Source organism: Bacteroidota bacterium, from assembly GCA_023957335.1.
In the GTDB taxonomy this organism is placed as follows: domain Bacteria; phylum Bacteroidota; class Bacteroidia; order NS11-12g; family UBA955; genus JALOAG01.
On the sequence record JAMLHC010000003.1, the window covers coordinates 482,421 to 503,854 of the forward strand.

General features: G+C 35.4%; 22 protein-coding genes. 14 read left to right on the forward strand and 8 right to left on the reverse strand.

Annotation, left to right across the window (positions count from 1 at the left end):
* Positions 1-14: 14 nt before the first annotated feature.
* Entirely contained in the window at positions 15-1,622 is a 1,608-nt protein-coding gene (locus M9892_08130) for a DUF1501 domain-containing protein (GenBank protein ID MCO5254313.1), read from the forward strand.
* 6 nt (positions 1,623-1,628) lie between these two features.
* On the opposite strand, the gene M9892_08135 is transcribed toward M9892_08130, so the two are convergent.
* Positions 1,629-1,871, reverse strand: coding sequence for a hypothetical protein (locus tag M9892_08135; GenBank protein ID MCO5254314.1), 243 nt, complete (start codon positions 1,869-1,871; stop codon positions 1,629-1,631).
* A 152-nt stretch (positions 1,872-2,023) separates the two neighbouring features.
* Between M9892_08135 and M9892_08140 the strand changes: the two genes are divergently transcribed.
* Positions 2,024-3,547: a sulfatase-like hydrolase/transferase gene (locus M9892_08140; GenBank protein ID MCO5254315.1), complete on the forward strand. Its 1,524-nt coding sequence runs from the start codon at positions 2,024-2,026 to the stop codon at positions 3,545-3,547.
* A gap of 27 nt (positions 3,548-3,574) precedes the next feature.
* Positions 3,575-4,192: a glycosyltransferase family 2 protein gene (locus M9892_08145; GenBank protein ID MCO5254316.1), complete on the forward strand. Its 618-nt coding sequence runs from the start codon at positions 3,575-3,577 to the stop codon at positions 4,190-4,192.
* A gap of 399 nt (positions 4,193-4,591) precedes the next feature.
* Here M9892_08145 and M9892_08150 read toward each other — a convergent pair whose 3' ends face one another.
* From M9892_08150 to M9892_08165, 4 genes are all read right to left on the reverse strand, one after another.
* Positions 4,592-6,160: an IS1182 family transposase gene (locus tag M9892_08150; protein MCO5254317.1), complete on the reverse strand. Its 1,569-nt coding sequence runs from the start codon at positions 6,158-6,160 to the stop codon at positions 4,592-4,594.
* Positions 6,161-6,195: 35 nt separating this feature from the next.
* A complete protein-coding gene (locus M9892_08155; GenBank protein ID MCO5254318.1) occupies positions 6,196-6,408 on the reverse strand; it encodes a hypothetical protein in 213 nt (70 codons plus the stop codon).
* Entirely contained in the window at positions 6,405-7,550 is a 1,146-nt protein-coding gene (nhaA, locus tag M9892_08160) for a Na+/H+ antiporter NhaA (GenBank protein MCO5254319.1), read from the reverse strand. The genes M9892_08155 and nhaA overlap by 4 nt, the downstream gene beginning before the upstream one ends.
* 315 nt (positions 7,551-7,865) lie before the next feature.
* Positions 7,866-10,292 (reverse strand): TonB-dependent receptor, encoded by a 2,427-nt coding sequence (locus M9892_08165; GenBank protein MCO5254320.1) that lies wholly within the window; start codon positions 10,290-10,292, stop codon positions 7,866-7,868.
* Between the two features lie 109 nt (positions 10,293-10,401).
* Between M9892_08165 and M9892_08170 the strand changes: the two genes are divergently transcribed.
* From M9892_08170 to M9892_08220, 11 genes are all read left to right on the forward strand, one after another.
* A complete protein-coding gene (locus M9892_08170) occupies positions 10,402-11,064 on the forward strand; it encodes a MarR family winged helix-turn-helix transcriptional regulator (GenBank protein ID MCO5254321.1) in 663 nt (220 codons plus the stop codon).
* Positions 11,061-12,536 carry a phytoene desaturase family protein gene (gene crtI / locus M9892_08175; protein MCO5254322.1) on the forward strand — a complete coding sequence of 492 codons (1,476 nt, stop codon included), beginning with the start codon at positions 11,061-11,063 and terminating at the stop codon, positions 12,534-12,536. Before M9892_08170 ends, crtI begins: the two co-directional genes overlap by 4 nt.
* Position 12,537: 1 nt before the next feature.
* Complete coding sequence (locus tag M9892_08180; GenBank protein ID MCO5254323.1) at positions 12,538-13,374, forward strand: phytoene/squalene synthase family protein; 837 nt, start codon at positions 12,538-12,540, stop codon at positions 13,372-13,374.
* Between the two features lie 35 nt (positions 13,375-13,409).
* Positions 13,410-13,826, forward strand: coding sequence for a hypothetical protein (locus M9892_08185; protein ID MCO5254324.1), 417 nt, complete (start codon positions 13,410-13,412; stop codon positions 13,824-13,826).
* A gap of 6 nt (positions 13,827-13,832) precedes the next feature.
* Positions 13,833-14,294: an SRPBCC family protein gene (locus M9892_08190; protein MCO5254325.1), complete on the forward strand. Its 462-nt coding sequence runs from the start codon at positions 13,833-13,835 to the stop codon at positions 14,292-14,294.
* Position 14,295: 1 nt separating this feature from the next.
* Entirely contained in the window at positions 14,296-14,754 is a 459-nt protein-coding gene (locus tag M9892_08195) for a sterol desaturase family protein (GenBank protein ID MCO5254326.1), read from the forward strand.
* Entirely contained in the window at positions 14,751-15,431 is a 681-nt protein-coding gene (locus tag M9892_08200) for a lycopene cyclase domain-containing protein (GenBank protein ID MCO5254327.1), read from the forward strand. The genes M9892_08195 and M9892_08200 overlap by 4 nt, the downstream gene beginning before the upstream one ends.
* Positions 15,428-15,988 (forward strand): lipocalin family protein, encoded by a 561-nt coding sequence (locus M9892_08205; GenBank protein ID MCO5254328.1) that lies wholly within the window; start codon positions 15,428-15,430, stop codon positions 15,986-15,988. Before M9892_08200 ends, M9892_08205 begins: the two co-directional genes overlap by 4 nt.
* Positions 15,978-17,282: a DNA photolyase family protein gene (locus M9892_08210; GenBank protein MCO5254329.1), complete on the forward strand. Its 1,305-nt coding sequence runs from the start codon at positions 15,978-15,980 to the stop codon at positions 17,280-17,282. Before M9892_08205 ends, M9892_08210 begins: the two co-directional genes overlap by 11 nt.
* Entirely contained in the window at positions 17,279-18,181 is a 903-nt protein-coding gene (locus M9892_08215; protein MCO5254330.1) for a TIGR01777 family oxidoreductase, read from the forward strand. Before M9892_08210 ends, M9892_08215 begins: the two co-directional genes overlap by 4 nt.
* A 359-nt stretch (positions 18,182-18,540) precedes the next feature.
* Positions 18,541-18,798, forward strand: a complete 258-nt coding sequence (locus tag M9892_08220) for a hypothetical protein (protein MCO5254331.1) — start codon at positions 18,541-18,543, stop codon at positions 18,796-18,798.
* Positions 18,799-19,119: 321 nt separating this feature from the next.
* Here the strand turns inward: M9892_08220 and M9892_08225 are convergent, their stop codons facing one another.
* The 3 genes from M9892_08225 to M9892_08235 form a co-directional block, all read right to left on the reverse strand.
* Positions 19,120-19,656, reverse strand: coding sequence for a DinB family protein (locus tag M9892_08225; GenBank protein ID MCO5254332.1), 537 nt, complete (start codon positions 19,654-19,656; stop codon positions 19,120-19,122).
* Positions 19,634-20,434 carry a hypothetical protein gene (locus tag M9892_08230; GenBank protein ID MCO5254333.1) on the reverse strand — a complete coding sequence of 267 codons (801 nt, stop codon included), beginning with the start codon at positions 20,432-20,434 and terminating at the stop codon, positions 19,634-19,636. Before M9892_08230 ends, M9892_08225 begins: the two co-directional genes overlap by 23 nt.
* Positions 20,435-20,509: 75 nt before the next feature.
* Positions 20,510-21,301 carry an AraC family transcriptional regulator gene (locus M9892_08235; GenBank protein MCO5254334.1) on the reverse strand — a complete coding sequence of 264 codons (792 nt, stop codon included), beginning with the start codon at positions 21,299-21,301 and terminating at the stop codon, positions 20,510-20,512.
* Positions 21,302-21,434 lie beyond the last annotated feature (133 nt).

The window sequence follows — 21,434 nt, forward strand, 5'->3', positions numbered from 1 at the left end:
AAGCCCAATAGAATATGAAAAAAAATAAAAACCTATCTAAAGGCAGTTGTTTACAAGATGGCTGTGCACATGATGAACAACACGAACTTGGTATTGGCAGAAGAGATTTTTTAAAAAATTTAGGATTGATTAGTGCTGGAACCATTGCATTTTCAAGCATTCCTTTTAACCAGTTACTTGCATCTCCCATTGTAACAAAGGCATTGGGAGACTCCGGTGACAGGGTATTGGTCATTATCAGGCTTAAAGGAGGCAATGACGGATTGAATACATTTATTCCGGTATTTGACTATGGAACATATGCCGGCTTTCGCCCTTCAATCAAAATTGATACTGCCGATTTAACAGCTTTGAATAGCAAATATTCTGTACCCAAATATGCATCATCATTCAAAAGCCTATGGGATGCGGGCAGTATGAAAATTATCCAAAATGTTGGGTATGAAAACCCTGATATGTCACATTTCAAGTCAACCGATATTTGGGATTCGGCACAAACAGACTCAGGAACCAAATCAGGATGGATGGGCAGGTACCTTTGGAACCAAAATCCTGATTTTGTTACCAATCCATCGCCAGAGCCTCTTGCTATACAAATTGGCGGTGATGGTAATTTATTGTTTTTTAACGAAAACAACATCAACATGGCTATGAATGTGATTGACCCGGTAACTTTATATAATATTGCCAAAACGGGCTCACTTTATAATGTTGACGGAAATGAACTTTGTTATTACAAGGATCAGGTTGATTTTATGAAAAGCATGATTAACAGCACTTTTTATCAAACTCAAACTATCAAAAATGCGTATGATGCCGGCAACAATAGCGTTACTTTCCCAAAAGGACTGGGCGAGTCTCTCAGCTTAGTTTCGCGATTGATAAAAGGCGGACTTGAAACAAAAATATATATGCTCACGCTTGACGGCTTTGACACCCATGCACAACAAGATACCCGACATGCTGATTTGATTGTTTCGCTTGGTGATTCCATCAAAGCTTTTTATGAAGATTTGGCAAAAACGGGCAAAGACCAAAACGTACTTACCATGACTTTCTCCGAGTTCGGAAGACGTGTAAACGATAATGGCTCACGTGGAACTGACCATGGTACTGCCGCACCTTTAATGATGTTTGGACCAGCTGTAAACGGAAACGGTTTCGTAGGTGACGATGTCAATCTGAACGACCTTGATAATTTTGGCAACTTGAAATACAAAATTGATTTTCGCGAAGTGTATGCTTCTGTATTACAAGATTGGCTGTGTGTCAACGAACTTACTTCTGATACTTTGTTGGGCGGAGATTATCAAAAACTTTCTCTTGGGTTTGAATGTAACGCAACGGGTGTAAGACAGGAAAAGAAAATCGTAAAAATACATGAACTGCGCTATGACAATGAGAAAGCTGTGATTATTCTAAATCTGCATGAGAGTAGCAATATACAATTAGAAGTATATGATTTTATGGGCAAGAAAATTGCTTCAACTTCCAATGACTACTATAGCAAAGGTCTTTATACACTCCAATTTCCCGGTTTTGCAGGATGGTCGCAAGGAGCCTATCTATATAGAATCTATATCAACGGCAAACTCGAATCAGGAAAACTCATTAAACAATAGAGTCATTTATTGATTTGTATTGTCTTTTTCTTCCGGCTTGTCCGTATTGCCTGTTGACTTTTTTCGGTCTATTTCAGGGTTATCCTGCTTGTACTGTCTGAGGTTTTTGTTGAACTTATTAAAGACCAAATAGAATCCATAAAACACTATGAACGTAACTCCTATTTCAGAAGCAATTAACAGAATTTTAAATTCATTGCTATGAGGGTCAGTGTTCAATAGCAGTATGATGTTCAGTAACACATTCATGAGGGTACAAAGTTAGTAGTAATTTGCGGCTATTTCCTTAATAGAATATTTAAAATTAATTGTTGACAAGGTATCCGAAATGAGTCTTTGTTGCTTGTGATAGCATGTTTTTTGGATTACAAAAACTACCTTCGCACTACTTAAAAACGGCTATGAAGTTATTTTCTAACAAAAAGAACTCGTTTTTTTTCTTCCTTATCCTAATGGTGTTGTGGGGTAGTTTGTTTTTTGTGTTACCTGACTTTTTGATATACCCAACAAAGGGTTTCAAAGGTTTTTTTTATACAATGGCTCATTGGGCTTTGGTTTGTGTGCCTTTGGTCCTTATTTTTTATGCGATTGCTATCAACAAATATGTATTTGCGATAATTTTTCCATTGCTGGTCTTATTGGGCAGTATAATTGGTTTTTACAGTTATTTCTATAAAGCCACATTAACACCCATGATTTTAGATGCCGCACTACACAACGACATCGGTACTTCAATGGATGTAATGCCCGCCTTGCTGTTTGTGTATATACTGTTGAGTATGGCAGCAGCTATTTTTGCGGTGATTATCAGGTTCAAAACAGTTGAAATGAAACAACCTTTTGTTCATCTGGTAGTGCTCATAGTGGCTTTCTATGCGGTGTTTTCGCTTAGCGAAAGAACTATCACTTCATTCTATCAGCACTTTCCGTTTTCGCTTTATTATAATTTCAGCGAATACAACAAACTTCATCAAGCTCAGGATGTAGAGCGAAAGATACCGGATATTATTCGCGATTACCGTTCGGATGAAAATCTGACCATTGTGTTTGTTTTGGGCGAATCCCTTCGTGCAGACCACCTTGCATTGAACGGATATCACAGAAACACTACACCAAGACTTTCCAAGAGAGAAAACATCATCTCATTTCCTCATATTTACTCCCAATATACCTATACCAATCCGAGCGTTGCCCATATCATGACAAGAGCGGATAGTGCAAACACAGGCAGAGCATGGTCAGAAACCTCTTTTGTGCCATTGTTCAAATCTTCGGGTTTCTATACTGCATGGGTAGCCAATCAAGAACCTGCAAAAAGTTATATAACTTTTATGAAAGAATGTGACACCCTGATTTTTGCACATCCCGAAAAATCGGTTTATACATATTCAAGCTGGCTGGATGAGGATTTGTTGCAGGGCTATCATTTCTTGCACAAACTTAACTACCCAAACAAATTGCTCATTTTGCATACAATTGGAAGTCATTGGTATTATAATAACCATTATTCTGCCGCATTTGAAAAATATAAGCCCGTAACCCGCAGTAAAATTGTAAGCCAAAACTCAAAAGACGAGTTGGTGAACTCGTATGACAACACGGTTCTCTATACCGATTTCTTTTTAGACAGTGTCATTTCAACCTTAGTTTCCTCAAATGCTATTGTGATTTATCTTTCTGACCATGGGGAATCTTTGGGAGAAGATGGAAGTTGGTTGCACGCGAGTAATAACCCGGCTTTGCGAAATCCCGCTTGTATTATTTGGTGCTCGGATTCATACATTACCAAGCATCCTAACAAGTTTGCTGCCTTGCAAGCAAATAAGGAAAAGCGATACAGAACAGATTTCCTTTTTCATAGTATTTTGAGTGCGGGCAGTGTTCCAAGTACAGTAATTGAGAAACAGTACAATATTTTTGAGTGATACAAGCCCTATTTTTGAAACAATAAAATGAATCCATTTTTCTCAGTAATTATTGCTACATACAATAGAGAGAAACTTTTAATTAGGGCTTTGCGCTCTCTCATTGCACAGACAGAAACGGACTGGGAAGCCGTGATTGTGGATGACGGCAGCACAGACAATACAGAACAAGCAGTCCAAGCGTTTCTCAGCCCAAAAATCAGATATGTCAAACAACCCAACCAGGGAGATGCAATTGCAAAGAACAATGGTGCAAAATTATCCCATGGCAGTTATATTACATTTTTGGACTCAGATGATTTTTATGAACCTGAGCACTTAAAAATAAGAAAAGAAATGCTGGAAAAGAATAACGAAACAGACCTGCTGCATGGCGGAGTTAGAATTATTGGCGACCAATATGTGCCTGATATTCGCAACCCCACAATGAAAATCAGCCTGACAGAATGTGTCATTGGAGCTACATTCTGTATTAAGAAAGAAGTTTTTTTCAAACTTGACTGCTTTGAAAATATCAACTATGGTAGCGATACAAAACTCTTTACCAAAGCACTGCATTTAGGTTGCAAAATCATAAAAACAGACAATCCTACTTATGTATATGACCGCACAAGTACTGACTCCATTACGCATAAGTTTGGATAAAAAATAATTTTTCAATCTATCAATGCCATTGTTTGTATATTGGGCAATGCTGATATTTGTTTTTTATTATTTATTTCTGTTATTTTGTTTTTGTGTTTTGTAACTTACAAAGTAATATTGTTACAATATGGTTCATACTGGGGTCTTTATTCGGTATTCACAATCTCAATGCCCAATGTAATTGGAAACATCAATCTGAGATTGATTGTTCATATCAGATTGCGGTAGGATTTATTTGTGATTGCGGTTCCTATACTCATCGACATTCATTTTCCGCACCTATACTATGTCCATTTGAATGCGGTTGCTGGGGGTTTCCGGGTAATTCATAACGTCAGTCTGTCTAATAACCTAATTTCTCATTAATCCTTTCGCAATACTATGCAAATAACTCCACTTTCAGGAACTTAAAATGAGATTTATTTTAGAAGATGATCCCCACTTTTTGAAAAAGAAAGTGTCGTAAAACGCCTTAAATTGACTCCTCTGAATGGAAAAAATAAAGCCAAGTTCTTTGAGGAACTTTTTAAGCAGATTTGGGTCAAGAAGATTAAAGATTCTACGTAGGTTAAAGGCGGTGAAAATCAAGCCTACATCGGCAGAGGCTCTTGATATTCCTTGTTTGGTCATGACATAGTAAAAATCCCACTGGCGTTTGATAATCCCGAAAGGGTGTTCCACAATGGCTTGTCGTTTTCTGTAGAGTTCACCGGCTTGTTCCATGCGAAGTTTGTTTTTTTCTATGTATGGTGCAAATTCTGTTCTCTCGATGACCCTACCTCTACCTCTTGTGTTTTTGGTGCAGGAGTTGATGAGTGGACAGGTTTTGCAGGCTGTTGTTTTGTAATGCTGAACCAAAATCGGTGGCTGCTTTTTTCTTCCTTCATAATTGCGGTCTTTTTTGTACCATTTACCATTGGTAGAAAGTGCGTTTCCCTGCGGACAGATGTAAACGTTTTCTTCTTCATTGAAAACAAAGTTGGCTACGTTGTATGAAGGGTCAGGAGCCATAGAAGAGGAAGAAATATCGGGAATAGCCACCACCACATCTACGCCCAGTCCATCTGCTTTTTTGAACTCACTTCCGGTGTGGTAGCCTTTGTCAAAAACGGCAGTAAATTCATTATTTCCTAATACTTCAACGGCTTGCTGGAGCATGCTTCCCATGGCTTTGGAATCATTCTCATTGGTAACTTCGTAATTAATTGGAATGTTGAGTTTGGCATCCACGGTACTTTGGATGTTATAAGCCACCTCGGTAATGTTGTTGCGAACAATCATTTGTCTGGATTCAGGGTCAGAAGTAGAAATTTGAACTTCACCTGTTGCCTCTAATTGCTTTTGAAAATCTTGGTATTGTTTTTTATGCAGCTGATGCTTATTGATTTTGCTGTTGATTTCTTGCTTTTTCTCCTCACTTAAATCCTTGTCTTCGCTTGCTAATATAGAGTTGTACTCATCAAGTTTGTTATCGATATAGGCAATGTGCCGCTCTATTTTTTTTTCGTTAAAGTTGTTTTTCTTGGAGTTTTGTGCACGGAGTTTGGTTCCGTCACCGGCAATCAACTTACCGCCAATCAACTGAAAATGTTGTGCGAGTTTGACGGTTGAACGAAACACATTTTTAATGGCTTGAGGATTGTCTTTTCTAAAGTTGGCAATGGTATTGTGATCAGGAACAAGACCACGCATGAGCCACATCAATTCTATGTTTCGTTTACATTCTTTTTCCAACTGACGCGAGGAGCGTATGCGGTTCAAATAGCCATACAAAAACAACTTCAACAAATCACCGGGATGATAAGCGGGACGCCCATTTTCAATAAAATCCAATTTAAAACCTGCATCCGCTAAATTGATGCTGTTTACAAACAACTCAATCAACCTGATTTCGTGATTATGCTCAATTTGCTCCTCCAAACAAAAGAAACTGATTTGATTCCTGTCCTTGCCAAGTATAAATTTCATGCAGTAAATATACTGACAATCAATTCGTTAAGCAACTAATTTCGATATAACTTATTAACAATCTGTGTGTTAAAAAGTAAGAGGTTATTAGACAGTTTGACGGTTTGGGTATTGCCGAAGGCGGGGTTTTTAGCACAAAAGTTCAATCGAAGAACGAATGTTGAACCTTGCACAAATGTCCAATCGAAGCTGTTCAGCCCCGCTTTTGGCAATACCTTGTTACCTGCTGCCCTTTTTTCCTTCGTCATTGGTTTGATGTTGTTTTAAGTGTTAGTCGCAAAGTTATAAAACCCAAAAGTCCTGCTGTCAATGAGGAAAGTAGGATTACTAATTTTGAGTTGTTTATGATTGTTTCGTTGTCAAACGCAAGTAGTGTAATGAAAATAGACATTGTAAACCCAATACCTGCCAAAAGTCCTACGCCAAAAATTGATTTCCAATTTAGGTCTGTCGGAAGTTTGCACAGTCCAAATGAAACGGCTAAAAATGTCAAAAGGAAAATTCCCAATGGTTTACCTACAATTAGTCCAAGTGCAATACCCAAACTGTTATTCTCTGTCAAAGTTTGAGTTATTTCGCTACTAAAAACTATGGCTGTGTTGGCTAATGCAAAGATTGGTAGAATGATAAATGCAACTGGTTTATGTAAAAAGTGCTGTAAAATATAGGAAGTGGATTTTTCATCTCCGTTACCAAATGGAAGTGCAAATGCCAAAAGCACACCTGTAATTGTGGCGTGAACTCCTGAATGAAGCATAAAATACCACATTGCAAATCCACCAATTAAATACGGAATTAGGTTTCTTACTTTCATTCTGTTGAAAACCAAAAGCAAGGCAAAAATTCCTAACGCTATGAATAAATTTGTCCATAGTAAAGTTTTGGTGTAAAAAATTGCAATGATGATAATTGCTCCCAAATCGTCAATAACGGCAAGTGCTGTCAAAAATACTTTCAAAGAGGTTGGAACTCTGTTGCCCAATAATGATAAAATGCCCAAGGCAAATGCAATGTCTGTTGCCATTGGAATACCTGCACCTGCTTGCGTTGCTGTTCCATAATTGAACAATAGAAATATTCCTGCTGGCACCAACATTCCGCCAATTGCTGCAAAAATTGGCAATAATGCGTTTTTTAGTTTTGAAAGTTCGCCAATATAAATTTCTCGTTCAAGTTCCAAACCAATAAGCAAAAAGAAAATAGTCATTAAGCCGTCATTTATCCAATGTTCAAAGCTGTGTCCTTGAAATTGTGTTTGCCAAAAATGTTGATAGTCAGCCCCAAAAGTTGAATTTGCTATGATTAGTGATATTATTGTGCAAACAATTAGAGTGAGTCCGCCTGATTTTTCGCTGTCAAAAAATTCCTTAAATAGTTTTGTTACTTTCATTTATAAATCTGTCTGTTCAACATTTGCACTGCCGCTTTGTTAGGGTTGCAGGTAACGGTTTAGCGGCTTGACGCAGGCAGGGCATTTTAGCACTACTGTTGATGTGAGAACCGAACTTCAAATATAGCACAAAAGTTCAAACGGTGCAATTCACCCCTGCTTGCGTTCAACCCGCTCGTAACAGGCTGGCGTTCTTTCGGTAAAGTTGTTTTTGTTTTATTTTTATGTGTGGAATGGAAGACATAATCTTTGGCAAGCCTTGCTTTGAGCGGTGCCTTGTGTGGCTTGACAATGTGTATGTCTGGTTTATTGTCCTTAAAACTCAAATATAAATCCAATAGAAGGAACAATGGTTGCTGAACGCTGATTTAAAATTAATGGAATGGCATTACTTCCATCTGCTTTGATGGGTTGTCCGTCTTTGGTTTTAAAGCCAGTATTGTCATCATTCCTTTCAAAAGTAAATTTGGGTAAATAAGGAGTTTTATAAAACAGAATATTTTGGAAATCAACAAATATATCTAAACTTACTTTTTTGAAATTGAACTTTTTATCTACTCTCAAATCCAATTGATTGAAAAAGGGAAGTCGTTTGCTGTTGAGTTGTGTGTAATCGTAAACACCAGTTCCATAGGTCAAGTATTGGGCGGTTGATGTACTCATGTCAAAAGGTGTGTAAGGTTGTCCTCCGGCAATGCGGTATTTCAAGCCGATATCCCAGTTCTTTTTGAATTTGTAACCAAAAGTAGCCGAAACAATAAACCCATAATCCCAAGTGGAAGGTCTGAATTGATTATCGGTTCCCGAAAATTCCGATTTATAAAGCGTAGCACTGGCTACATAAAAAAGGTTTTTAATCAATTTTTGTTGAATGTATGCTTCAATTCCATACACTCGTCCTCGTCCTGTTGATGCGTATTTGTCGCTACCAACTGCCGAATAATCCGTGCCGATATTGGCATAAGAAATTCCGTTGGTTAAGGAAGTTGGATAATTTCTGTAATCTTTGTAAAATGCTTCAAAAGTAACCCTCAAATCGTTTTTCGGTACAAACTCCGTTCCGATGGTATAGTGTATAGAATTGGTATATTTCAACTCTTTATTGGCAAGTATGCCATTATTGTCTTTATAGCCAAGCATGGTGTAAACAGGCAGTTTGTAATAACTTCCAACGGATGCAGAAATATTCCATTGATTGTTGAAAGCATAAGAAAATGAAACCCTTGGAGAAAGCGTTCTCAATGGATTTAATCCGTTTTTTGTATAGGTATTAATGTCTGCACGAAGACCTCCCGACACTAAGAATTTATCGTCAAAAAATCGTTTTGCAACTTGACCGTACGCACCAAATTTGAAAAATTCAATTGCTGTATTACTTGAAAAACTAACGGCAGGACTAATGACGTTTCCGTTATTATCCTTTACTTCTTCTTTTATCGTATTGAAAATATCGGCATCGTATTTTACATATTGTGCATCTACACCATAACTGTATTTCCAACCGTTTTTAAATTTATTCATATCAAAACGAAGTTTATTTTCCGTTTCATGACTTCCCAAACTAAACAATTTATTTCCACTTTTTGAAGCATTGTTTTCATAACGGTCAGCACCATTAAAAAACATATTTCTGCTTAATGCAATAGTAAAAAAACCATTGTTTACCAATCGTTTCAAGGTTGCTCCAACGGTATAATTCCATTGATTGATTAAAGGATTTGCCCGATTGATGTATTCCGTATTGGCATCGCTCTTTTTCGGAACGGCTAATTTAAAATTGTCAATCGCTCCAATTCCTATAAAAGTCAATTCGGTTTTATTGTTGATTTTGTGATTGATTTTGTATTGAAAATCATAGTAGTCAGGGCGAATGGGTAAATCCAATAATTTGAATAAAAATTGCAGATATGAACGCCTTGCCGAAGCCATAAATGTGGTTTTCTTTCCCAATGGACCTTCTAACATTGCTGCAAATTCAGTTCCCGACAAACGAAAGTTTCCACTCAATTTGTCAGGATTGCCATTTCGTTGTTTAATAACAATCGTAGAAGCCAAAGCATTATCATACTTTGCGTTAAAAGCCGATGAAGTGAGTTGTACATCTTGAATAAAAGAAACATTCAAAATTCCGGTAGCTCCGCCACTTGCACCTTGTGTTTGAAAATGATTTAAAACAGGGATTTCTATGCCGTCCAAATAATAAACATTTTCACTCGGGCCGCCACCACGAACAATAATATCATTTCGGTTAGGTGTTGTTCCTCCTGCTACTCCAGGCAATACTTGAATAACTTTTGAAACATCAAAATTTCCACCAGGGTTGGATTTTATTTCTTCGGCTGTTAATTTTTGAGTAGCCAAAGGTGTAATCATATCCGAAGCCCTAACCGATTTTCCGGCATTGATAACCACTCCCTGTAATTCCTGACTTTTCTCGTCCAATTCTATCTGTAGAATTTGGGCATTTCCAGAAGTCAAATTAATGTTGTAAAGCGTGAAAGATGTGTAACCAATATACGAAGTTTCTAAATTATATTTTCCAACAGGAAGTTGAACCGAAAAGTTTCCGTTTTCATCGGATAGTGTATTTACTGTGTCTTTTCCGACAAATTTAAGCACAACTCCAATTAAAACTTCTTGTGTGTTTTTGTCTTTTACTACACCGTTGATAGTACCCGTTGTTTGGGCAAAAATGCCGTTTCCAGTCAAAAGGAAAACCAACCCTAAAAGTATTTTCTTCATACTACAAACCAATTAATTGGTACAAAAGTAAACTAAATTTTCAAATAAAAGTCTATTATGCGATTTAGTTAAAAATAAATAGTACATTTGCATTCTAAAATCCGGCAAAATGAATTATGGTTTAATTAAAGATGTGCTTGACTTGGTTCAGGAATTTGAGTTGGAAAATAAATTAGCTATTGAGAATCAAAGTAATATAGAAAGTTTTAAGATATGGATGATAAGAAAATATCAATCAATAATTAATGAAATGGAGGTGTATTGGGAAGGTAAAATAGTAGGAAGGACTGCTGAGAGTGCTATTGCCAGCTTAGTGGTTCACATGAATAGGTTTGGTAAAAATTATTTTAAATCGGCAATTCATGGTTCTGATTTTTCAACACCTGATGATGTGATTTATCTGATTGTATTAAAATTCAGCTATAATATGACTAAAATGGATTTAATCAAAAAAAATGTTCACGAAAAGCCTGCTGGTATGCAAATCATTAAAAGGTTAATTACCAATGGTTGGGTTTCGGAAAAAAAATCCGATGAAGATAAAAGAAGTAAGATTATAAGCATTACTCCTAAGGGTTTGACAGCATTAGCTTCGGTAATGGAAAAAGTAAGAGATGCCACAGATATTGTTTCAGGTGATTTGGCGGATGAAGAGAAAATAGAATTAATACGAATCTTAAATAAACTAAACGATTTCCATCAACCAATTTATGATAGAAATATTAAAACGGATAATTTACTAAGAGAAGCACTTAAAAATATCAAAAGATGAAAAATAGGATAGCCATAATAGGTTCAGGATTTTCTGGTTTGTCGGCTGCAGCTTATGTGGCAAAAGCTGGTCATGAAGTTCATGTTTTTGAAAAGCACAATCAACCGGGAGGTAGAGCCAGGCAATTCACCACAGAACAAGGTTTTGTTTTTGACATGGGGCCAAGTTGGTATTGGATGCCTGATATTATGGACAATTTTTTTGCTGATTTCGGCTACAAAACTTCCTATTATTTTGATTTAATTTCCTTAAATCCTCAGTTTGAAATGATTTTTTCTGATGAGAAAATGAATATTCCTGAAAATTTCGAAGACTTAAAAAAACTGTTTGAAACGAAAGAAAAAGGTGCAGGCGTTCAATTAGAAAAATTTATGCAGTCGGCAAAGTACAAATACGAGGTAGGTATGAAAGACTTCGTTACAAAACCTAGCCACAGTTGGTTAGAATTTGTATCTCCCAAAATTGCGAAGAGTGCCTTGAAATTAAATTTGCTCACAAATTTCAGAAGCTATGTTGACAGCTACTTTAAAGATGAGAAGTTACGAAAGCTGATGGAATTTCCGGTGATTTTCTTGGGGGCATCGCCCAAAAACATTCCAGCATTGTACAGTTTGATGAATTATGGCGGCTACGCTTTAGGCACGCATTATCCGATAGGCGGATTTTACCAATTGGTATTGGCAATGCAGCAGGTTGCAGAAAAACAAGGAGCAATTTTTCATTTTAATAAAACGGTTGAGAAAATCAATACGAGCCATAACAAAATAACTTCTTTGCAAATAAATGGAGAAAATATAACATTTGACACCGTAATCGCTTCTTCTGATTATCATCACACCGAAACACTTTTAGAGGAACGATTAAGAAATTATACCGAAGAATATTGGCAAAGCAGAACTTTTGCACCGTCAAGTTTGATATTTTATTTAGGTATAAATCAAACTATTCCGAACCTCAAGCACCACACACTATTTTTTGAAAACGATTTAGACGAGCATATTGATTGTATTTATGGAGAAAAAAAATGGCCAGAAAACCCACTGTTCTATGCTTGTTGTCCTTCTAAAACAGATAAGAGTGTTGCCCCAAAAGGAAAAGAAAATCTGTTTTTGTTGATGCCTTTGGCAATTGGTATTCAAGACGATGAAACAAATCGGGAAAAATACTTGGCAGAAATGCTTTCGCGAATTGAAAAACATACTGGAATGATTGGTTTGGCTTCAAAAATTGAGTACCAAAGAAGTTATTGCGTAACGGACTTTGTGCAGGATTACAATGCCTATGGCGGTAATGCGTATGGATTGGCAAACACGCTTAATCAAACAGCGGTTTTGAAACCGAAAATTAGAAATAAAAAAGTAACTAATCTATTTTATACGGGACAATTAACCGTTCCAGGCCCAGGTGTTCCACCGTCTATTATATCGGGTAAAATAGTAGCAAATGAAGTAACAAAATCTAAAACTGAGTAATATGAAACAGCTATTTGACGAACTTTCTTACTCGGTAAGTAAGATAACAACACAAAAATACAGCACGAGTTTTTCGTTGGGAATTTTGGCTTTAAAGCCTTCTATCCGCAACGCTATTTACGCAATTTACGGCTATGTGAGATTAGCAGATGAAATTGTAGATAGTTTTCACGAATACGACAAAGAAAAACTGTTAAACAGGTTGAAAACGGAAACTAAAAACGCCTTAGAAGAAAGAATTTCAATGAATCCCATTTTGCAATCTTTTCAGGAAACAGTGCATACTTATCAAATTGACACTAAGCTAATTGAACAATTTCTGAATAGCATGGAAATGGACCTACAAAAAGTAGATTATAATTCAGCATTGTACAATGAATACATTTTTGGTTCTGCCGAAGTCGTAGGATTGATGTGTTTACAGGTTTTTACGGAAGGAAACAAAGAGAAATTTCAAGAGTTAAAACCGTATGCTATGAAATTAGGTTCTGCATTTCAGAAAATAAATTTTTTAAGAGATTTGAAAGAAGATTATCAAATTTTAGGTAGGACTTATTTCCCTAATGTTGATATGGCGGTCTTTGATAATCACATAAAATGCCAAATTGAAAAAGAAATAGAGGAGGAATTTAAAGAAGCTTTAATCGGTATAAAAAAACTTCCTAATTCGTCTATGTTCGGTGTGTATTTGGCGTATAAGTATTACATTTCTTTGTTTAAGAAAATAAAAAGTAAGACTTCCTCCGAAATATTAAATAATAGGATTCGGGTTTCCAATCCTCAAAAAATTTTTGTGGCATTTAAAAGTTATGTAAGGTATAAAATAGCGTTTTTGTAATGAAAATCTTGATGTTGCTTTTATGTGTTTTATTTATGAATTTTTCCTTTAATAGTTCAGATTTGAACGAGGTTAGGTCGAGTTACAGCAAAGCCGTTCTGGATAAAAAACTGTGTGAAAAGATGATTGAGGAATTAGAACTTTCCAAAGAAAAATCGGTGATAGCTTTAGCCTATCTTGGTGCTTATCAAACGATCTGGGCAAATCATGTTTTCAATCCATTGAGTAAACTTGCTACTTTTAAGAAAGGAAAGAATAACATTGAATTAGCCATTAGTAAAGAACCTGAAAATGTTGAAATTAGATATATCCGGTTTTCGGTTCAGAAAAATGCACCTTCTTTTTTGGGATACAACAACAACTTAAAAGAAGACAGGGATTTTCTTGTTAAAAACAAAAAAAACATCAATTCAGATTTTGTTCAAAAAAATATTGAAACACTCTTAAAGTAATTAGTTATGAAACATGAATTATACAGAGAACAACAATTGAATTGTGATTTACAAACCGCTTGGGATTTTTTTTCATTACCGATGAATTTGCCAAAAATAACCCCAAAAGATATGGCATTTACCGTGTTATCTGAACAAAAAACAAATAAAATATTTGAAGGAATGATAATCGATTACACGGTTTCGCCTTTGCTTGGTATTCCCTTGAAGTGGAAAACTAGAATTACAGAGGTAATTCCCAATAAGAGTTTTACGGATTTTCAGGAAAAAGGTCCTTACAAATTATGGAACCATCGCCACGAATTTATACCCAACGAAAAAGGTGTGTTCATGATAGATAAAGTTGATTATGAATTGCCTTTCGGACTTTTAGGAAATTTAGCGCACTCTTTATTTGTAAAAAAGAAATTAGAAAAAATATTTAAATATCGGTTTGATGTTTTAGAAAACCTCATCAACAAAAATTAAAATGAAAATAGTACTTGTTATACTTGTTTTTATACTGATGGAAGGAGCTACTTGGCTTATTCACAAGTATATTATGCACGGTTTTTTATGGGTTTTACACCGAGATCACCATGACCATAGCAACGCTGGTGAATTAGAAAAAAACGACTGGTTTTTTGTGATTTTCGCACTACCCACTATTGCGCTGATGTATTTCGGGTCATTAGAAAATTTCAATTATTTGTTTTTTATCGGCTTGGGAATTATGCTCTACGGCATGGCTTATTTTTTTGTACATGATATTTTTATTCATCAACGGATAAAGTTTTTCACACACACTAAAAACGCTTATTTTTTAGCACTTCGCAGAGCACACAAGCAGCATCACAAACATTTAGGAAAAGAAGAAGGCGAATGTTTTGGGTTTTTATATGTGCCTTTAAAGTATTTTAAAATGTATTTTAAATCGGCTAAATCATGATGGCTTATACTTATGCCCTCATATTGTTTTTCACTATCATCATTTGCTTTATAGCATCTTTTGACAAAAGAATTCAATTCAATCTTCAATTTGGTTCATTCCTAAAAGCTGCCATTTTAGTAGCTATTCCTTTTATCGCTTGGGATATATGGTTTACGGCTCATGGAGTATGGTGGTTTAATACAGATTATACTCTTGGAATTTCGTTTTTTGGTTTGCCTTTGGAAGAAATTTTATTCTTTATTTGTATTCCGTTTTCGTGCATTTTTACCTATTACACCATTGATAAATACTACAAATGGGAAGTCTTAAGTGCTTTTAATAATTTATTGGTTTTTGTAAGCATTATTGTTTTGTCGGTTGTTGGCTTATTGCATACAGACAAAATTTACACACTCATTACAACAATAGTTACGATACTTACATTGATCTATTTGCATTTTATTGCTAAAGTAGATTGGCTTACTAAAGCATCTTTGGTTTTCACGCTTCTTATGCTTGGTTTTTTTCCGGTTAATGGGGTATTAACCGGTAGTTTTATTGAAGATCCGATTGTTAATTATAATCCAAAAGATTTTTTGGGAATACGAATGTTTACCATTCCTATTGAAGATGCAGTTTATGGATACTCTCAATTTTTATTAGTGCTTTATTTTTTCAAAAAAATTATAAAATGAAAACAAAAACAATCATAGTAACTGCTTTTATCGCTTGCGGGATTTTACTTTTAAATTCTTGTGCATCTATTCCTAAAAATGCAAAACCAGTAGAAAATTTTAATGTCAATCGCTATTTAGGTGCATGGTACGAAGTTGCCCGATTTGATTTCCGATTTGAAAAGGATCTGGACAACACTTCCGCCCAGTATGAATTGGATAAAAAAGGAAATGTCATTGTGTTGAACAGCGGTTACAATTTCGTAAAAAAGAAATGGATCAAAGCCGATGGATTGGCAAAATTTAGAGGAGATAAAAATGTGGCTGCTTTAAAAGTGAGTTTTTTCGGGCCTTTTTATTCGGGCTACAATGTGGTGGCTTTAGACGAAAATTACCAATATGCTTTAATTGCCGGAAAGAATTTGGATTATCTATGGATTTTATCCCGCACAAAAACCATTCCCGAGGATATAAAAACAAAGTACTTGAAAATAGCGGAAGAAATCGGTTATGACACTTCCAAATTGATTTGGGTAAAACAGGATAAAACCGATAATCCATATTTGAATGAAAACTAAAGTTTCCATATTCTGGTTTCGTAGGGATTTGCGATTGGAAGATAATGCTGGATTGTGTCGGGCTTTGGCTGCGGAATTTCCGGTATTGCCGATTTTTATTTTTGATACAGCTATTTTAGATGCGTTAGAAAATAAAAGTGATAGGCGAGTAGATTATATTCATCAGGCACTTTCGGACATTAACTTAGCATTAAAAAATCATCATTCAAAGTTGAATGCCTTTTATGGAAAACCTTTAGAAATATTTCAACAACTTTCCCAAGAATATGACATTCAAGCGGTGTTTTGCAACCGAGATTATGAACCACAAACCATTGAAAGAGATACCGAAATTTACAACTTTTTCAAAACCCAAAACATTCCTTTTAAAGCATTTAAAGACCAGGTGATTTTTGATAAATACGAAGTTGTAAAAAATGACGGAACGCCTTATACGATTTATACGCCTTATGCTAAAAAATGGAAAGAGATTTTAACCGAAAAAGATTATCACACTCACAAAGCAGATTTTAATCACTTTGTGAAACAAGATTTCACCGAAATTCATTCTTTAAAAGATATTGGATTTAAGAAAACAGAATTTCATTTTGAAACGCCAAAATTAGAAGCAAAAATCATTGATGAATATGATAAATACAGAGATTTTCCAGCACTTCAAAAAACAACTCAATTAGGGATTGCGTTAAGATTTGGAACCATCAGTATTCGTAAATGTGTGGATTTTGCTTTGCAACACAATCAAACTTGGTTAGGCGAATTGATTTGGCGGGAGTTTTTTATGCAGATTTTGTATCATTTTCCAAAGGTGGTCAGTCATTCTTTTAAGACGAAATACGATTTTATACAATGGCGGAATGACGAGCAGGAATTTGAGTTGTGGTGCACTGGAAATACAGGCTATCCGATTGTAGATGCCGGAATGCGACAGCTCAACGAAACAGGTTATATGCACAATCGGGTTCGGATGATTGTTGCCAGTTTTTTGTGTAAACATTTGCTGTTAGATTGGCGTTGGGGCGAAGCGTATTTCGCTGAAAAGTTGAATGATTACGATTTGTCTGCTAACAATGGAAACTGGCAATGGGCGGCAGGTTGTGGTTGCGATGCAGCACCTTATTTCAGGGTATTTAGTCCGGCACTACAAACCGAAAAATTTGATAAAAATTTAGATTATATCAAAAAATGGGTAGCTGAATTTGGAACTGAAAAATATCCAAAACCGATAGTGGAGCATAGTTTTGCAAGAGATAGGGCTTTAAAAGTTTATGGTGAAGCAGTAAAAGAAAGACAATGAAAAAAATATTAATAGCTGGCGGAACTGGTTTTGTTGGAAAACAGCTCATTCCTTTTTTAGTGGAGAAAGGATATTCAATTCATGTTTTAACCCGAAAACCAAGTGCTAATTCATCAAAAAATATTCGCTTTTTTCAATGGGAAATCGAAAGACAATACATCGACAAAAAAGCATTTGAAGGAGTAGAAATTCTCATTAATCTGACCGGTGCAAACATTGGCGAAAAACGATGGACAGAACAACGAAAGAAGGAAATTATTGACAGTCGCATAAATTCCATTAACTTATTATATCAATATATTTCGGAAAATAAATTCAACATCAACACCTTTATTTCGTCCTCTGCTGTTGGGTTTTATGGTGCGGTAACAACGGATAAAACATTTGTAGAAACTTCTGAAAACGGAAACGATTTTTTAGCTTCTGTTTGTCAGAAATGGGAAGATGCTGCTTTAAAATTTAACGACTTAGGTATTCGGACAATCATTTTACGCAAAGGAGTTATTCTTGGAAAAGAGGGTGGAATGGTTAAAAAACTAAGCCCATTAGCCAACCTCGGAATAAATGTTTCTTTAGGTTCAGGCGAACAATATTTACCTTGGATAGACATTCGGGATTTGGTCAAATTGTACGATTTTATTCTTTCTAACACTCAACTTAAAGGAATTTTCAATGGTGTTGCCACTGAACAAATTACAATGAACGATTTCTCAAAAGTCTTATTGAAATCTTTTGGAAAGAAAAGTTTCTTACCCAATGCTCCTGCTTTTGTCATTCGTTTACTCTTTGGCGAAATGGCGGTTATGATTTTAGAAGGTTCAAAAGTCAGCAACGAAAAATTAAAAAATACCGGATTTTATTTTGAATTTGATACGATAGAAAGGTCTTTGTGTCTGTGAGTTTGTAGCGAAGGGAAAATTTAGCTCTTTTGGTTTTTTGTGAGTGGTTTGTGCGTTGGCAAAAACCAAATGTGCTAAATGAGCGGTGGCAAAAAATAAAACAAAAACTATTTTGATTTTAGTAATTATCTTTGAGGTGCGTTCGTCTCTACGCTTACCTGTAACGTTCTGCCGCTTTGCGATGGGCGGGATTTTTACCACTGAACTTTATGCGGAGCACAAAACTGTTTGCGGTACACGAAACCCCTGCTTTTGCAAATATGCTGTTGAACAAAAGCTTCGCTAGCCTCTACAGTCAAGCCCATCACTAAATTACAAAAAATTTCGTACACCAAGTCATAATCTTAAAAATTAAAATTATGACATTTAAAAAGAAAGGTGAATACTATACCACCATTGACAAAGCGAAGGATTTAGTTCCGAAATTCAGAGAAAACTTTCAACGGTTTTCAAAGTCCGACTACGTAGAAATCACAAAAGCTAGATTAGGCTTTGATATTGCAGCTTGTCCGTGCTGTAAAACAGGGCGAATGGTCATCGTGATGCAATTTGGGGCAAATGCTCCACCTATCATCCTCAACGACAAACGTAATCAAATGAAAAACAATGCTTTGTGATTTCTTCTAATGGAGGACAGAAATACTATTGCCTAAACTTTTGAAAAATGCTTGATTTGTAACAAAAAATAGAGAGAAATACCTATGTTTCAGTTTGAAACAGACAAAATAAAGCGAAAAAAGACTACTAAACTCAATGAAAACTACTAAAAACTACTCAACTGATTTCTGAAAAAGTACACCACAACTTTAAAACTCCATAGCTTCTAAAATCTGGGCTAGCTCCACAATTGTCAACAGAAACTAAAGCCGAAGTTTCGCTACGCTACACTACGGTTTAGTTCTTATATGTTAGCGGTTCGGGCTTTCATAAATTGTTTTTCATTTTTTTAATTCCCTTAGGATTTCTTTAGCCTGTTCCAGATGACGTTGTTCGTGAGTTAGGATAATGTCAAATGCCATTTCTAAGCTGTATACGACATTTTTATTTGCTGGTGAAGAAATTACGATTCGATTAGTCAAGAGTTCATTGGCATCACTTAATTGTTTTTGTAACTCGGTCTGATGTTTTTTAAACCGAGATATTATGTCATTTCCTACACTGCTTTGTGTTGGTTCCCAAATTGAAAAAGTTTTCATTTTTTTCTTTCTGTCAGGATTTACGGCATTTAAAACTGTTTTCCCCAAAAATGAAACTATAAAATCAAAATTCCCCAAAAAGGGCTTTTTGTAAACTCCATTTTTTAAAGCACTCAAAACAGGATAATAAGTTTCATTAACTTTTATCAAATGTTCCAAATTTTGAGCAATGCTCCAAGTTTGGGAATTTGGTTTCCAATTTAGTTGATCATGGATTAGCTCGCTAAATAGCAAGTCCGCATCCAATGTTATTTTATCAATTTCTTGTACCCAATTCATTTTTGTCTTTTTTGAAACCTATTAGATAGTTGATAGGCATTGCCCCTGGTGTTTTACCAATTTCCCACTCATAGCCATCAGCATTTTCTAAGGAATTAACAAGTTCTTGTAATTCATTTTCTGAGTAAGTTCTTAAAATAGACGCTATGCCATCCCATAAAATATACAGAGGAATAATTGGAATCAGATAAATAAAGGGCAATACAGACCAACGAAAAGGACGAATAAATGGGGTAAGTAGTAACACGTTTAGAGGTACAAAAATCATAGAAAACCAACTGCCGAAGTTTCTGCCAACGGGTTCAAATATAGCTATGGTTGTATTCGTATTGACCGCATTTTGTAAAATTTGCTTTGCCTTATCGGGGCGAAAATGATGAAATGCTCCAAATATGGTTTGTACCGAATTTTGTAAATGTTTAGGGGGATGTGTGGCATCAACTGATGACCTTTCATAGGAGAATGTATCGGGTACTTCTGCTGTTAAGCCTTCAAATGCCTTGATATTGGGATAGAAGTCTGTAAGTGTGATTTTCAACTTTGGATTGTTTTCTTTTAAAACCTTTGCTAAACATATCAATCCACTACCTCCGCCTGATGCCAAATCAACCCAATGATTTTGACCGCTTTTATCTATGCACTTTTGCATTAAGGGTAAAATGGGTTTGTATATGTTAAACTTAGTGGCTATAAACTTTAAGTAGTCTGTGCCATAATCTCTCCAACTTGCAGGAAACCACTGCAAATCTTCCCATTCAAGAGCGTGAAATCTTCCCATAATTTCAATGATTTATTTTTTCTGTTGCAAAGGTCTAGAGAAGAGATGATATTTCATTGTATAAAAGCGACAACATTAAATTGTGATGATTCCAGGAGTTGCTAATTGGTCGGAGAGTAATAATTTCTTTTTTACAATTTCTGCTGGTGTGATATTTCTTAGTTGCTTGAAATCTTTAATGAAATGGGCTTGGTCTGTAAAATCAAAATCGGCTATAATTTCAAAAACATTTAAGTTTTGCGACATTTTTTGCTCAATTGCGTTCAGACGTTTTATTCTCAAATATTCTTTTGGTGACAAACCCACTTCTTTCTTGAAATTGCGTTGTAAGGTTCTTAGACCAATACCACTTTCAAAAATTATGTCTTTTATAGTTGTGTATTTCGTTTCAGAAGCAATTTTGATAAATGCTTTTGTTGATGAAGATACAGGATAGATAGAAAATTGTTCTATAATACTAACTAAGTCCTTTGCTAAAAAAACATCCAGTTTGTCTTCTGATTTTGTGATATTTAATAGTACTTCACCAATTGGAAGACATTGAATATCGATTACGGAATTATTTAACTCTGTTGTGTTGATGTTGAATAATTGCCTTAATCCATAGGGTTTTAATCGAATAGCAATAAAATGATAATTTGGTGAAAATTCAATTTTTTGAGAAATGTTGTACACTCCTTTGATTAGTCCATTAGTAATAGAAACATTTTTTATTTGATGCTGCTGCCCAATGAAAAGAATAATCTCAGGACTCCCAAAAGGTGGTACAAAGTGTGTCAAAGTATCAGTTGCTAGATCTGACTTTATTTCTACGATTTCAGAAACGCAACTGTTAGGATTTTTGACTTTATAAATTTGTACTTTCATTCAATTTTTTAATCCTTGTTACTAAGTTATAATATTGGAGTTGGCTTTTAGCCTGACCGATAACGTTTTGGCGCTTGGCGCAGTGGGGGACTTAGAAGCACAAAACTGTCAACCTGCACCAATGTTAAATAGA

Coding starts and splice junctions, on each gene's coding strand:
- M9892_08130 (MCO5254313.1), top strand. CDS start 15: ATGAAAAAAAATAAAAACCTATCTAAAGGCAGTTGTTTACAAGATGGC.
- M9892_08135 (MCO5254314.1), bottom strand. CDS start 1,871: ATGAATGTGTTACTGAACATCATACTGCTATTGAACACTGACCCTCAT.
- M9892_08140 (MCO5254315.1), top strand. CDS start 2,024: ATGAAGTTATTTTCTAACAAAAAGAACTCGTTTTTTTTCTTCCTTATC.
- M9892_08145 (MCO5254316.1), top strand. CDS start 3,575: ATGAATCCATTTTTCTCAGTAATTATTGCTACATACAATAGAGAGAAA.
- M9892_08150 (MCO5254317.1), bottom strand. CDS start 6,160: ATGAAATTTATACTTGGCAAGGACAGGAATCAAATCAGTTTCTTTTGT.
- M9892_08155 (MCO5254318.1), bottom strand. CDS start 6,408: ATGACGAAGGAAAAAAGGGCAGCAGGTAACAAGGTATTGCCAAAAGCG.
- nhaA (MCO5254319.1), bottom strand. CDS start 7,550: ATGAAAGTAACAAAACTATTTAAGGAATTTTTTGACAGCGAAAAATCA.
- M9892_08165 (MCO5254320.1), bottom strand. CDS start 10,292: ATGAAGAAAATACTTTTAGGGTTGGTTTTCCTTTTGACTGGAAACGGC.
- M9892_08170 (MCO5254321.1), top strand. CDS start 10,402: ATGAATTATGGTTTAATTAAAGATGTGCTTGACTTGGTTCAGGAATTT.
- crtI (MCO5254322.1), top strand. CDS start 11,061: ATGAAAAATAGGATAGCCATAATAGGTTCAGGATTTTCTGGTTTGTCG.
- M9892_08180 (MCO5254323.1), top strand. CDS start 12,538: ATGAAACAGCTATTTGACGAACTTTCTTACTCGGTAAGTAAGATAACA.
- M9892_08185 (MCO5254324.1), top strand. CDS start 13,410: ATGAATTTTTCCTTTAATAGTTCAGATTTGAACGAGGTTAGGTCGAGT.
- M9892_08190 (MCO5254325.1), top strand. CDS start 13,833: ATGAAACATGAATTATACAGAGAACAACAATTGAATTGTGATTTACAA.
- M9892_08195 (MCO5254326.1), top strand. CDS start 14,296: ATGAAAATAGTACTTGTTATACTTGTTTTTATACTGATGGAAGGAGCT.
- M9892_08200 (MCO5254327.1), top strand. CDS start 14,751: ATGATGGCTTATACTTATGCCCTCATATTGTTTTTCACTATCATCATT.
- M9892_08205 (MCO5254328.1), top strand. CDS start 15,428: ATGAAAACAAAAACAATCATAGTAACTGCTTTTATCGCTTGCGGGATT.
- M9892_08210 (MCO5254329.1), top strand. CDS start 15,978: ATGAAAACTAAAGTTTCCATATTCTGGTTTCGTAGGGATTTGCGATTG.
- M9892_08215 (MCO5254330.1), top strand. CDS start 17,279: ATGAAAAAAATATTAATAGCTGGCGGAACTGGTTTTGTTGGAAAACAG.
- M9892_08220 (MCO5254331.1), top strand. CDS start 18,541: ATGACATTTAAAAAGAAAGGTGAATACTATACCACCATTGACAAAGCG.
- M9892_08225 (MCO5254332.1), bottom strand. CDS start 19,656: ATGAATTGGGTACAAGAAATTGATAAAATAACATTGGATGCGGACTTG.
- M9892_08230 (MCO5254333.1), bottom strand. CDS start 20,434: ATGGGAAGATTTCACGCTCTTGAATGGGAAGATTTGCAGTGGTTTCCT.
- M9892_08235 (MCO5254334.1), bottom strand. CDS start 21,301: ATGAAAGTACAAATTTATAAAGTCAAAAATCCTAACAGTTGCGTTTCT.